The organism is Ruegeria sp. AL2, from assembly GCF_056540845.1.
This window is the reverse complement of sequence record NZ_JBQFXM010000001.1, coordinates 102,661-116,011: the sequence shown is the minus strand read 5'-3', so window position 1 is coordinate 116,011 and position 13,351 is coordinate 102,661. Positions and strand designations below refer to the sequence as shown.

General features: G+C 56.4%; 13 protein-coding genes. 8 read left to right on the top strand and 5 right to left on the bottom strand.

Features of this window, described 5'->3' with window-relative positions:
• Positions 1-12: 12 nt before the first annotated feature.
• Positions 13-963: a tRNA dihydrouridine(20/20a) synthase DusA gene (gene dusA, locus ACR0ID_RS00580; RefSeq protein ID WP_480603167.1), complete on the bottom strand. Its 951-nt coding sequence runs from the start codon at positions 961-963 to the stop codon at positions 13-15.
• A gap of 24 nt (positions 964-987) precedes the next feature.
• On the opposite strand from dusA, the gene ACR0ID_RS00575 reads away from it, so the two are divergent.
• The 6 genes from ACR0ID_RS00575 (at position 988) to ACR0ID_RS00550 (ending at position 7,479) form a co-directional block, all read left to right on the top strand.
• A complete protein-coding gene (locus tag ACR0ID_RS00575) occupies positions 988-1,353 on the top strand; it encodes a hypothetical protein (protein ID WP_480603165.1) in 366 nt (121 codons plus the stop codon).
• Between the two features lie 67 nt (positions 1,354-1,420).
• On the top strand, positions 1,421-2,740 hold the full coding sequence (locus ACR0ID_RS00570) for a glutamine synthetase family protein (RefSeq protein WP_480517565.1): 1,320 nt from the start codon (positions 1,421-1,423) through the stop codon (positions 2,738-2,740).
• A 59-nt stretch (positions 2,741-2,799) separates the two neighbouring features.
• On the top strand, positions 2,800-3,480 hold the full coding sequence (locus tag ACR0ID_RS00565; RefSeq protein WP_480473448.1) for a type 1 glutamine amidotransferase: 681 nt from the start codon (positions 2,800-2,802) through the stop codon (positions 3,478-3,480).
• Positions 3,480-4,838 carry a glutamine synthetase family protein gene (locus tag ACR0ID_RS00560; RefSeq protein WP_480473449.1) on the top strand — a complete coding sequence of 453 codons (1,359 nt, stop codon included), beginning with the start codon at positions 3,480-3,482 and terminating at the stop codon, positions 4,836-4,838. The genes ACR0ID_RS00565 and ACR0ID_RS00560 overlap by 1 nt, the downstream gene beginning before the upstream one ends.
• A gap of 8 nt (positions 4,839-4,846) precedes the next feature.
• Positions 4,847-6,151 (top strand): NAD(P)/FAD-dependent oxidoreductase, encoded by a 1,305-nt coding sequence (locus ACR0ID_RS00555; RefSeq protein ID WP_480603163.1) that lies wholly within the window; start codon positions 4,847-4,849, stop codon positions 6,149-6,151.
• Positions 6,152-6,264: 113 nt separating this feature from the next.
• Positions 6,265-7,479, top strand: coding sequence for a DegT/DnrJ/EryC1/StrS family aminotransferase (locus tag ACR0ID_RS00550; RefSeq protein WP_480603161.1), 1,215 nt, complete (start codon positions 6,265-6,267; stop codon positions 7,477-7,479).
• A 48-nt stretch (positions 7,480-7,527) separates the two neighbouring features.
• Here ACR0ID_RS00550 and phaR read toward each other — a convergent pair whose 3' ends face one another.
• The 3 genes from phaR to ACR0ID_RS00535 form a co-directional block, all read right to left on the bottom strand.
• A complete protein-coding gene (gene phaR, locus ACR0ID_RS00545) occupies positions 7,528-8,079 on the bottom strand; it encodes a polyhydroxyalkanoate synthesis repressor PhaR (protein WP_267365377.1) in 552 nt (183 codons plus the stop codon).
• Between the two features lie 135 nt (positions 8,080-8,214).
• Complete coding sequence (locus tag ACR0ID_RS00540; protein ID WP_209503426.1) at positions 8,215-8,661, bottom strand: phasin family protein; 447 nt, start codon at positions 8,659-8,661, stop codon at positions 8,215-8,217.
• Positions 8,662-8,792: 131 nt separating this feature from the next.
• The gene (locus ACR0ID_RS00535; protein ID WP_480603159.1) at positions 8,793-10,595 is read right to left on the bottom strand and encodes a PHA/PHB synthase family protein; all 1,803 of its coding nucleotides are present in this window, start codon (positions 10,593-10,595) and stop codon (positions 8,793-8,795) included.
• A 111-nt stretch (positions 10,596-10,706) separates the two neighbouring features.
• Between ACR0ID_RS00535 and phaZ the strand changes: the two genes are divergently transcribed.
• Both phaZ and ACR0ID_RS00525 read left to right on the top strand, forming a co-directional pair.
• The gene (gene phaZ, locus ACR0ID_RS00530) at positions 10,707-11,978 is read left to right on the top strand and encodes a polyhydroxyalkanoate depolymerase (RefSeq protein WP_480473454.1); all 1,272 of its coding nucleotides are present in this window, start codon (positions 10,707-10,709) and stop codon (positions 11,976-11,978) included.
• A 5-nt stretch (positions 11,979-11,983) separates the two neighbouring features.
• Positions 11,984-12,571, top strand: coding sequence for a DUF6151 family protein (locus tag ACR0ID_RS00525; protein WP_480603157.1), 588 nt, complete (start codon positions 11,984-11,986; stop codon positions 12,569-12,571).
• Here ACR0ID_RS00525 and ACR0ID_RS00520 read toward each other — a convergent pair.
• A complete protein-coding gene (locus ACR0ID_RS00520; protein WP_480603155.1) occupies positions 12,562-13,278 on the bottom strand; it encodes an alpha/beta fold hydrolase in 717 nt (238 codons plus the stop codon). The genes ACR0ID_RS00525 and ACR0ID_RS00520 overlap by 10 nt on opposite strands.
• Between the last annotated feature and the right edge of the window lie 73 nt (positions 13,279-13,351).

Here is a 13,351-nt window from a genome sequence, read left to right as displayed (position 1 = left end):
CCCCCTTGCCGTTTAAACCTCGACCATCGGCGCAATATGGTCCAGGGCCTGTAGCATGACTTCTGGCCCGGCCCCTTCATGCACGGCCCCTTCGGACAAGGCGCGCCGCCATGCCCGCGCACCAGGGCGCCCCGCAAAGAGACCCAGCATATGCCGCGTGATCTGGTGCAAACGCCCGCCATTGGCAAGGTGCCTTTCAATATAGGGCACCATTTCTTGAACAACCGTCAGCGGATCGCGAACGGTTCCAACGCCAAAGATGCGCCAGTCGGCATCTGCCAGGATATCACCGGGCTGATGATAGGCCGCCCGACCAATCATGACACCGTCAAGACCCGCGTCCAGATGTGTTGCTGCTTCATCCAAGCTGGCGATACCACCATTGATCGATATATGCAGATCCGCAAACGCGGCTTTCATCCGATGCACAAGGTCATAATCAAGCGGTGGAACATCGCGGTTTTCCTTAGGGCTCAGCCCCTGCAACCACGCCTTGCGCGCATGGATCGTTACTCTTTGACAGCCCGCCGCACTGATCTGCTCAAGAAACGCAGGCAGAACTTCTTCGGGCTCTTGGTCATCCACACCGATGCGGCATTTGACCGTGACATCTACATTCGCCGCTTCGCGCATTGCTGCGACGCATTCTGCAACCCGCGCCGGATCTTTCATCAGAACCGCCCCGAAAGTACCAGACTGCACCCTGTCCGACGGGCATCCACAGTTCAGATTGATCTCATCATATCCTGCATCTGCACCCAATCTCGCCGCTTGCGCCAGCTCCTCCGGATCGGACCCGCCCAGCTGTAAAGCCACGGGATGTTCCTGCGGTGAATGATCCAACAGATGCAGCGCCCCTCCTCGGACAAGCGCCGGTGCCGTTACCATCTCGGTATACAGCAAGGTTTCCGTGCTAAGCCGCCGATGAAAATACCGACAGTGGCGGTCGGTCCAATCCATCATGGGGGCAATGCTCAGAGTAGCATGGTGTTGAATGTTATCTCTTCCACGTGCAGTCAACTCAACCATCCTCAAGAATACGAAACCCGCAGCTATCATAGAAAAATCGCCAAAATAAGCCAATTCTTGAGGACTGGGCAAACGAAGCTGATTTGCGGGTTCGGACGTCGTATCAAATCCGATCGCCGCGCTTTCAACACTGGGAAAATCCAGCCGCTCCCTGACTTGCCGCAGACAACGCCATTGGATAATATGATCAATGGCTTAACAGATGTTTCCGTGATGTTTTCACTGAAGGAAACGCAAGGCGCGAGCTTTGTCCGCAAGACCAATTTCGTACTCGCCCAAAAACTATGCCGAGCAGTCACATCTGTCCCAAATATCAAAATTTGATCAAATTTGGTGACAAATCTGATCCATTGAAGTACATCACGGGGAAACAGAATTGACGGAGCCCCCAATGGACCTGAGCGCCTTGCACAGTTTTCGCGTGACTGCATGTGACCTGAACGGTCAGATGCGGGGCAAACGCGTGCCCCCTGAGTATGCGGGCAAGCTGGAGAAAGGCGCCGTGCGCATGCCGTTCTCGGCACTCAATGTCGATCTCTGGGGCGCGGATATTCACGGCAGCCCGCTGGTGTTTGAAACCGGTGATGCGGATGGCGTGCTGCGCCCAACCGACCGGGGCCCGGTGCCCGTGCCCTGGCTTCCGAAAGAAACGGCGCTGGTTCCGATGAGCTTGTATGACGATGCAGGTACCCCGTTTGCGGGTGATCCGCGCCACGCTCTGTCTGCCATTCTTGACCGTTATGCCAAACGCGGCTGGTCGGTCGTTGCGGCGACCGAGCTGGAATTCACACTCATCGATGCTTCGGGCGCGCAACCACAACCTCCGTTGAACCCGATCACCGGGCGCCGCCTGCTGCATGAATCCGTTCTGTCGGTCGCTGAAATGGATGCGTTTGAGGATTTCTTCACAGACCTCTACGATGGCTGCGCCGCCATGGACATCCCCGCCCAAACCGCCATCTCGGAAAGTGGCGTTGGCCAGTTCGAGATCAACCTGAATCATCAGGATGCCATGCGCTGTGCCGACGATACGTGGCTTTTCAAGGCGTTGACACGCGGCCTGGCGCGCAAACACGGGTTTGCTGCAACATTTATGTCAAAACCCTATGCCGATGATGCAGGCAATGGGATGCATGTGCATTTCTCGGTGCTGGACCATCGGGGGCGCAATGTGTTTGACAATGGCGGGCCTGAAGGGACCGGCATTCTGCATTCCGCCGTCGCGGGTTGTGTGGCGGCCATGCCAGGCAGCACGTTGATTTTTGCGCCCCACGGCAATTCTTACACCCGGCTTGTACCGGGTGCGCATGCCCCGACCGGGGCCTGCTGGGCCTATGAGAACAGAACCGCCGCAATTCGAATCCCGGGCGGGGCAACAGCAGCGCGGCGCATCGAACACCGCGTCGCAGGTGGCGACATCAACCCCTACCTGATGCTGACCGCGGTTTTGGGTGCAGCCCTTGCCGGGATCGAAGACGGTCTGCGGCCCCCTGCCCCGATCACAGGCAATGCCTACGATATCGAAGACCTGCCTCAACTGATGCCAGACTGGGCGGCCGCAATTGACAGATTTGAGACCGACCCCCTGGTCGCCCGGCTTTTCCCGGCGGATCTGATCCAGTACCTGATCATGACCAAGCGACAGGAAATTGAACGATTTGAGCGTATCGCTCCTGAAGATCACTGGCTGAGCTATCTCGAAGCGGTTTGACCCCCCTTGCCGCCTCATTCGGACTCAGCTAGAGTTAATTTGATCAAATTTGGTGACACATGAAAATCGGCATATTACAAACCGGCCACACACCAGATGCGTTGCATGGCGAATTCGGCGACTATGATGAGCTGTTTCCTGCACTTCTCGGTGGCAACGGATTTGAGTTCCAGACCTTCGCCGTGGTCGACGGCATATTCCCAAGCGGCGCGGATGACGCAGATGGCTGGGTCATAACCGGTTCGCGCCACGGCGCGTACGAAGACCTGCCGTGGATCGCCCCGCTGGAAGACTTGGTCAGAGAGATACAGCAAAGCGGAAAGCCACTGATCGGCGTATGCTTTGGGCATCAGATCATCGCGCAGGCACTGGGCGGCAAGGTCGAGAAGTTCAAGGGCGGATGGGCCGTCGGACGCACTGAATACGAGTTTGACGGCAACACAGTCTGGCTGAATGCCTGGCATCAGGATCAGGTTGTCGAGTTGCCCGAAGGCGCGCGCGTTCTTGGTCAGAACGCATTTTGCGAAAACGCGATGCTGGCTTATGGAGACACGATCTGGACGGTTCAGGCCCACCCTGAATTCACCAATGGTTTTGTCGCGGGCCTGATGCGCACACGGGGAAAAGGCGTCGTCCCCGAAGACCTGATGCGCGAGGCCGCAAATCGTGAAACCGCCCCGGATGACAACGCCACAATCGCGCGCCATATGGCCGAGTTTTTAAAGAAAGAGAGAGCCTGATGGCTGATTGGACTGATAAACTGCCGGAAGCCGCCAAAGCCTATTTCCACGGACAGCGGCTGGACGAGGTTGAATGTATCATCTCGGACCTTCCCGGAATTGCACGCGGCAAGGCCGTGCCTGCGACGAAATTCGCCAAGCAATCCTATTTTCACCTGCCCGACAGCATATTCTTCCAGACCATCACGGGGGACTGGGGTGAAGCCGCAGGTGACGACGGGTTCATCGAAAAGGACATGATCTTGAAGCCCGACTATTCGACGGCTTCAGCCGCGCCCTGGACCGGGGACTGGACGCTGCAGGTGATCCACGACGCCTATGACCGGGATGGTGATCCGATCCCTTACAGCCCACGCAACGTGTTGAAACGCGTGGTCCAGCTGTATCACAACCGAGGCTGGAAACCGGTTGTTGCGCCAGAAATGGAGTTCTTTCTGGTCGCCCCCAACGTCGATCCCGCACAGGAAATCAAGCCGATGATGGGGCGTTCTGGCCGCCCGGCTGCGGCGCGGCAGGCGTATTCGATGACCGCGGTGGACGAGTTCGGCCCGGTCATCGACGATATCTATGACTTTGCCGAACATCAGGGGTTCGAAATCGATGGCATCACCCAGGAAGGCGGTGCGGGCCAGTTGGAGATCAACCTGCGCCACGGCAACCCAGTCAAACTTGCTGATGAGGTTTTCTACTTCAAGCGCCTGATCCGCGAGGCGGCGTTACGGCACAATTGTTTTGCAACCTTCATGGCCAAACCGATCGAGGAAGAGCCGGGCTCGGCCATGCATATCCATCATTCGATTATCGACATGGAGACCGGCCAGAATATCTTTTCGGGCCCGCAGGGCGGCGAAACGGACGCGTTCTATCACTTCATTGCCGGGTTGCAGAACCATCTGCCCTCCGGTCTGGCCGTGATGGCACCTTATGTAAACTCGTATCGTCGCTACGTGAAAGACCACGCCGCGCCGATCAATCTGGAATGGGCTCGCGACAACCGCACTACAGGCATTCGCGTTCCACTGTCCGGACCTGAATCGCGCCGTGTCGAAAACCGCATTGCCGGTATGGATTGCAACCCGTATCTGGGCATCGCCCTGTCGCTGGCGTGCGGCTATCTGGGTCTGGTTGAACAAGAACGCCCGCGTCGTCAATTCTATGGTGACGCCTATGAAGGCGAAGGGGATATCCCCCAGGTCATGGGCGATGCGCTGGATATGTTTGACGAAGCCACAGCCCTGCACGAAATCCTTGGCCCCGAGTTTGCCCGTGTCTATGGCATCGTGAAGCGGGCTGAATATGAAGAATTTCTGCAGGTCATTTCTCCGTGGGAACGGGAACATCTGCTGATCAACGTCTGAGACTTTTCGTGAATCTGCTCTATTCCAATGACCGCAAGGGCGTATACCCTGCTAGCTGGTATGCCGCGACGGCGAACCCAACGGAACGCTTTCCTGTTTTGGCCGAAGATATTACGGCGGATGTCTGCGTTGTGGGCGGTGGCTACACAGGCCTGTCCGCAGCATTGCATCTGGCCGAGGCGGGGTTCGATGTCGTTCTGCTTGAAGCCCACCGTGTCGGATTTGGTGCCTCGGGGCGCAATGGTGGCCAGCTGGGCAGCGCGCAGCGGATGGATCAGGAAGACCTCGAGCGTCTTGTTGGCGACCCGGATGCCGCAAAGCTGTGGGACCTGGCCGAAGACGCCAAGGATCTGGTCAAATCACTGATCGCCAAGCATCAGATCGCGTGCGACTTGCAACCCGGCGTCGCGGTTCTGGGTCTGTCAGCTTCGGAACGAAAAGAGCTGCACACCCATGCAGGCTATCTGTCCGACCGTTATCAGTATGACCAGATCAAGCTGCTGGATGAAGACGAAGGCCACAAACTTTGCCCCTCACCCGCTTACAAGGGTGGGTATCTGGACATGGGGGCTGCTCATTTGCACCCATTGAACTTTGCGCTGGGGTTGGCGCGGGCGGCGGCTAAAGCGGGTGTTCGAATTTTTGAGGGCACCGAAGTCATCGATATTGACGAAACCCGGCCTGCACTGATCCGGACCGCCAGGGGGAACGTTAGGGCCGACCATGTTGTGCTGGCCTGTAATGGCTATCTTGGCAATCTCAACCGGACCGTCGCGGCCCGTGTCATGCCCATCAACAACTTCATCGCAGCGACTGAACCCCTTGGCAGCGAGGCCGCGCGGGTCCTGACTCAGGATGTCGCGGTCGCGGATACCAAGTTCGTGGTGAACTATTTCCGCCTCAGCGCCGATGGCCGGCTTTTGTTCGGTGGCGGCGAAAGTTATGGCTATCGTTTTCCTGCGGATGTCGCGGCGAAGGTCCGCAAGCCGATGACCGAAATCTTCCCACATCTGCGCGATGTCAAAATCGACTACGCATGGGGTGGGACGCTGGCCATTACCATGCGGCGGATGCCTTATCTGGTGCGTATCGCGCCCAATATTCTGTCTGCTTCCGGCTATTCCGGTCATGGTGTAGGCACCGCGACCCATGCAGGGCAATTGATGGCACTGGCCATTCAGGGCCAATCTGAAGGGTTCGATACAATGGCCCGCGTGCCAACCCTGCCCTTCCCAGGCGGGTCTGCCCTGCGCAACCCGCTGCTTGTGCTGGCAATGACATGGTTCGCCATGCGGGACCGGCTTGGGATCTGATCCACGTTACTTGTGACATATTGGTGAATTTCCGCTGGCGCGGCGATTGAGGGCTTGGATTGCCGCCTGAATAGCTTTATCTTTACCAAAGATAGAATTCGGGAATTCCAAATATGACGCTTCCACCAAACGTTCATGACGCCGAACCCATCCCAGAAGCAGCAAAAGAAGCCATCGACGCCCTGATGCAGTCGGGCGACTTGTTTCGCTATACCGCCCCGCAAGATGCCCCGGTGTCTTTGCTGGAGGCCGAGTTTGCCGAACTTCTGGGCACAAAATACGCTCTCGCTGTTTCATCCTGTTCTGCTGCGCTGTTTCTGTCGCTCAAGGCACTGGGTCTGCCGCGTGATGCGCGCGTCCTGATCCCCGGCTTCACATTTGCCGCGGTTCCCTCGTCGGTCACCCACGCGGACTGCATCCCGGTCCTATGCGAAGTGGGTGAGAATTATCGCATCGACATGGCCGATTTCGAGGCCAAGCTCGACAGCGTTCAGGCGGTGATCATCAGTCACATGCGCGGCCACACATCTGATATGGACGCGATCATGGCGCTGTGTAACGCGCGTGACATCCCGGTAATCGAAGACGCTGCGCATTCGCTGGGCACGACCTGGCATGGCAGAAATATCGGCACCATCGGCAAGGTCGGCTGTTTCTCGTTTCAGTCCTACAAGATGATCAATGCGGGCGAAGGCGGTATTCTGATCTCAAACGATGCTGATCTGGTGGCCCGTGCCGTCATCATGTCGGGCGCGTACGAACATAACTGGAAGAAACATAAAGGACCGCACGGCGACAACTCGCCCGAATTGGAAGAGGCCTTCGCCCGCTGGCAGAACAAGTTGCCACTGTATAACCTGCGCTTGAACAACCTGAGCGCCGCTGTGATCCGCCCGCAGATCCCGGAACTGGCCCGTCGTGTCCGCGATGGTCTTGCGAATCACGACTACGTTGCCGGGCGCTTGAATACCTCACCCCATATCAATGTGCCCGCGCCCTTGCCCCCCGAGCAGCGCGCGCCGGATTCTATTCAATTCAATCTGGTTGGGTTGCAGGAACACGAGATTCGCGCATTTGCCGCCGCATCCGAGGCACGCGGTGTCAAAGTTCAGGTCTTTGGCCTGAGTCAGGACAATGCGCGCGCCTTCTGGAACTGGCAATTCTTGCCGGAGACGTTCGAGCTGCCGCAAACGCGTGACATGCTGATGAAAGCGTGTGACGTCCGACTGCCCGTACGCCTGACACGCGCAGAGCTGGACGTGATCGCCGATATTCTGCTGGCCGCGGTCGGCGAAGTGACCGGCCCAATGCCGGTCTACGGCACCTGAGACTAGAACTGACCCACTTAAATGGTGGGCCTTTTCCTCAGGCTCACCTTAATTCAGTTTTGAAAGCTTCTGTTGAAGTTCGGCCAACTGTTTCTTGATATCGTCAAGATCCTCTTTCGGCTCTGACTTTTCGCTTTCCTTCTCTGGCGAGGACCATCTGCCAGACAACCCACCTGTCATAGCCTTCAGAAATGCCTGCTGCTGTGCTTGCAACGCTTCAAAACCCGGCATCTGGGACATCGGGTTCATGGCGTTCATGTTTTCCATCATCTTGCTTTGGCTTTCGCGCAGCATATCGAACGAGCTTTGCAGGAATTGCGGCATCATGCCCCCGCCCGGCAGCATGTAGCTGCGCACCAGATCATTCAGAACATTGACCGGCAACACATTCTCGCCGCGGCTTTCATGTTCAGCAATGATTTGCAGCAGATACTGCCGTGTCAGGTCGTCGCCGGACTTCAGGTCGATGATCTGTACTTCGCGCCCGTCACGGATGAATCCCGCGATATCTTCGAGCGTCACGTAATCGCTGGTCTCGGTGTTATACAGCCGACGGCTGGCATAGCGCTTGATCAGCAGCGGTTTTTCTTGGTCCGACACCGGGTTCCCTCCCCAAGGATGATGCGTTGCAGCACAGGTTATGCGAGTGCAGCACAAAAAGAAAGGGCAGGTCAATGGACCTGCCCAACGCGATTGCACCTATAGGGAGGGTCGGGTGCGTTTCGCTGACTTTTCTTACTTCGCAGCAGCAGCTTTTTTAGCGGCTGTGGTCACGTCATTGGTTGCTTTTTTAACAGCGGCGGATGCTTCTTCCGCAGCTTCTTTACCAGCAGCCATCAGCAGTTCGACGGTTTCGGTCTGAACTTTTTTCGCGATTTCTGCGAAAGCGGCCATATTCTCGGCTGCAACTTCAGCAGACGCGCTTGCGAAATCGGTTGCTGCTTTTGCGTAGTCGGCAGGCTCTGCCTTGGCTTTCGACATCTCGGTCAGTTTGGCCAGCGTGTCTTTGGTCCATTTGCTCGAGATTTCTGCCGATTTCTCAGCTGCTTCCAGAGCAACGCCCGACAGCTTTTCGTTCAGCGAAGCGGTCGATTTGAATGCGCCTTCCATTGCGGTTGTGTCCACAGGGAATGCACCCATCATGTCTTTCATGATCGCGGTAAAGTCTTGGGTCTTAGCCATTGTCATAATCCTTTTAGCCAGTCCGGGCCCACCCCGGGTTTCATCAGCTTGAGGACAATATGATTGCTGCAACGCAGCATTGCAAGTATTTTTTTGCTGCATTGCAGAAAAATTTAAGTTTCAGAATGAAATCAGGTGTTTGGTTTTGCCACTACATACGTTCCGGGTGCAGCAGCCAGGCTCGGGTGCTTCGAATCGCCGGGTTTGCGGGCCGGTACCTGCTTGCCCGACCGCTTTTTCAGCCAGGCATCCCACATGGGCCACCATGACCCTTCATGAAAGTCGGCTTCCTTCAACCAGGTGGCGGCGTCTGGTTTCAAATCCGGGTTAGTGTAATGCCCGTACTTTTTCTTGCTGGGCGGGTTCACAATACCCGCAATATGACCCGACTCGGAAACCACGAAAGTTTTTGATCGCGAGCCCATCTTTTGCACACCGCGATAGCAGTCTTTCCATGCCGCGATGTGATCGGTTTCGCATGTGATGGCCATCAGGGGCACATCAACGTCACCAAGCTTTAGCTTATGCCCCAGCAACTCAAAGCCATCGGTGGCAAATTCGTTGCGCTGGCATAGTCCACGCAAGTACTCAACCGCCATTTTCGCAGGCAGGTTGGCTCCATCACCGTTCCAGTACAGCAGATCAAAGGCTGGGGGCACTTCACCCATCATATAGCTGCGAATGGCCGGGCCATAAATCAGGTCACGTGATCTCAGGAAGGACATAGTGCGCGCCATGATCCACGACCGCAGAACACCTTCCTTTTTCACTTCTTCTTCGATTCCGTCGATAAAATCGTTTTGAAGGAAGGGCGTGAACTCTCCCTGATCGGAAAAATCCGTCAATGCGGTGAACAGGGTCGCCGATTTGACCGACTTGTCTCCTCGCTGTTTCAGCAGAGACAGCGTCAGGCTCAGGGTGGTGCCCGCGATGCAATACCCCACAGCGTTGACCTGTTTGACCTTGCAAATCTTCTTGGCCGTCTCGATTGCAGTCAGGAAACCGTCCTGAATGTAGTCTTCCATGCCTGTTTCGGCATAGCTTTCGTCCGGATTGACCCAGCTTACAACAAACAGGGTATACCCCTGTTCGGTGATCCATTTGATCATGCTGTTCTGGGCTTTCAGGTCCAGAATATAGAACTTGTTGATCCAGGGCGGGAACAGGACAATCGGTGTCTCATATACAGTTTCGGTCGCCGGCTTGTACTGGATCAGTTCCATCATCCGGTTACGATAAACCACCTCCCCCGGCGTCGTCGCCAGGTTACCGCCGACCTCAAAGGCACTCTCATCTGCCAGTTTGACGACCAGCTCGCCATTGTTGGCCTCAAGATCTGACACAAGGTTTTCCAACCCCTTGATCAGTGACTGGCCCTCGGTTTCGACCGCTTTTTGTAATGCATCCGGATTGGTCGCCAGGAAGTTTGTCGGCGCCATCATATCGACGATTTGTTGCGAGAAATATTGCAGCCTCCTTTTGTCCTTGGCATCCAGATCATCCACGGACGCAACAGCCTGCGCGATTGCTTGCGCATTGGTCTGGTATTGCTGGCGGATCAGACGGAAATAGGGATTGGTCTCCCAAAGGGGGTTCGAAAATCGCTTGTCTTCTGGCTTGGGTGCTTCGCTTTCCGCGTCAGACGCAGTCAGTGCTTTCTGCGCCTCGGCAAAGTTCAGCACTGACTTGCCCCAAAATTCTATCTGCTGTTCCAGCAACTTGGCGGGATTTTGCCAAGCCTCTGCCCAATAGGCACTTGCTGCTCGTGCGAAAAGCTCTTGATTCGGGCCGTCCAGCGCGGGCGTGTGGGGCCGTTTTACAGCCATGACCTCAATCAGGCGCTTCGATAACTTCTCGACCTTTTCCATATTTTCTTTAAGGCGTTCAATGTGTTCTTCGGATACGTCTGGCATGTGGTCTTCACTAGTTGTCATTTTAACAATTCCCCCCTAACCTCGCTGCTATGCAGAATAACGTCGTGGGTGCTGGGGGGCAAAGCGACGAATGGTCCGAACTATCAGGCTGACACTCAGGAGGCCCCATTTATGCGCTACATGATGACCTACGACCTGATGGAAACTGCGCGAAACACCAACCAGTGGCTTGGTGCAACCGCCAGCGCGATGGCGTCTTATCCGATGTTTTCCATGGTGCCGAACCCCGCATTCAACTGGATGGCCGCCTGGGGTGAAGTGACCGAGCGTACGTTCCAGCGGATGGTTGCAAAACCCGATTGGGGTATTCGCACATTCACCTGCGAAGATGGCAAGGACCACCTGGTTGAAATCACGACTGTTCTGGAACGCCCTTTTGGTGATCTGGTACATTTCCGCGTCAATGGCCGGAAAGAACAACCGCGCAAAGTGCTGTTGGTTGCACCGATGTCCGGGCATTATGCTACGTTGCTGCGCTCGACGGTGAAAAGCCTTCTGGTCAATTGTGAAGTCTACATCACAGATTGGCATAATGCGCGCGATATCCCTGTATCCGCAGGCAAATTCGATGTCGAAGACTACACGCTCTATCTTGTAGATTTTATGAAAGAGCTTGGGCCAGACACCCATGTTGTTGCCGTTTGCCAACCTGCGCCTCTGACATTGGCTGCAACGGCGTACCTGGCCGAGATTGAACCCAAAGCCCAGCCAAGCACCCTGACGCTGATTGGTGGCCCCGTCGATCCGGACGCCACGCCGACCGATGTGACAGACTTCGGCCGTCGCGTCACTATGGGCCAGTTGGAAGAAACAATGATTCAGCGCGTTGGCTTCAAGTACAAGGGCGTAGGGCGCATGGTCTATCCGGGACTGCTGCAATTGGCCTCGTTCATGTCCATGAATGCAGATCGTCACTCCAAAGCGTTTTCCGACCAGATCCAGCGCGTCATGCGGGACGAAGCCTCGGATCAGGATGCCCATAACCGCTTCTACGACGAATACCTGGCCGTGATGGACATGACTGCCGAGTTCTATCTTTCGACGGTCGAGCGGGTCTTCAAGAATCGAGAGATTGCGAGAAACGAGTTCGTGGTCGCGGGTCACAAAGTGGACATCAGTAAGATTACCGATGTTGCGGTGAAGACTGTCGAAGGTGCAAATGATGACATCTCTGCACCCGGCCAGTGTATTGCTGCGCTGGATTTGTGTACCGGCCTGCCCGACAGCAAAAAGGCAAGCCACGTTGAACCCGGCGCCGGTCACTATGGTATCTTCGCAGGCCGCAGCTGGCGCGACAACATTCGTCCCCTTGTGATTGATTTCATGAACGAAAATGCGCGAAAACCAAACCGTCGCGCGGCCAATTCCAACAAGGTTGCTTAAGCGACATGAGCGGGCCAGCGCAAAATGGCCTTACCTTTTCCTGCCAATGCGGCGCGTTGCAGGGGCGTATTTCACCCCGCGGTGTTCGGCAAGGCACACATGTTGAGTGTTTCTGCCATGATTGCCGGGCCGCTCAACTATATTTCAAGCAGCCGGACCCGGCACCCGGACCTGTCGGGATTTTTCAGATCGCACCGGATGAAATCGAAATCAGCGCAGGAAGACAGTATCTTGCGGCGATGCAACTCAGCCCCAAGGGTATGCTGCGATGGTACGCCAGCTGCTGTAACGCACCTTTGGCGGCAACGCCCAAAACCGCGAAACTCCCGTTTGCTGGCGTTATCGTCGGCCGGGTTGCGGGTGGTGCTTCGGCGCTAGGACCCGTCACGACACGCGGGTTTGTTCCCCGACCGGACGGAAAGCAAAAGCACGAAAATCCCGGCCCCGCCATTTTTGGCCTGTTGCGCAGGGCCGTCGGATCGCGCCTGTCCGGGCGATGGAAGAACACACCGTTTTTCGATCGAGAAACCGGTAAAACCGTGGTGACGCCAACTGTCATTTCAAAGACCGAACGCGCGATGCTTTACCAGTAATCAAACCGTTTCTGGGCGTCCAACCAGGTTTGCAGTGCCTCATTGACGATGTCGGGCGTCTCGAGGGTCGGCAAGTGACCGGACTTTTCAATAACCAGCAGTTCCGCTCCGGGAATGAGTTCTGCCATGAAAGAATGCTGTTTGACCGGCGTCAAAGTGTCATGCGCACCACACAGAACCAACGTGGGCACCTTGATGCGACGCAACGCGGCCTGTTGATCCGGGCGGCGTTGCAGGGCACGCATCTGACGCACGAAAGTTTCAGCACCCAAATCCTGCGCCATTGCCAGCAAACCGTTCAGGATGGGAATACGCTGCGGGCCCGGTGCCAGCGCGTCGGAACTTACAAGTTTCCGCATGACCTCCTCCAACCGGCCACCTTGCGCGCCAATGATCAGGTCTTCGCGACTGGCCGCCATTTGAGGCGTGTCCGCCTGCGCATCAGTTGCCATCAGGCACAGGCGCGACACACGTTCCGGTGCTCGGCGGATCAGCTCTAACGCCACCACACCACCCATGCTTAATCCAGCCAGTGCAAACCGATGTGGAAGCTGGTCCAGCAGACCCGAGGCGATCTCTTCGATACGCTCACCTGCTGAGAGCGGCGCAACGGTTACGGGTCGCGTCTGCGAAAACACCTCGATCTGAGGGCGATACAGTCGGGCATCGCACATCAGTCCAGGTAGCAGTACCAGCGGCTCGATCACGCGGGGCCTCCATACGCTCGGTTTCCCGAGCCCTTGGGTTTGCAGTCAGGTTGAGAGTTTATCACATTCAAAC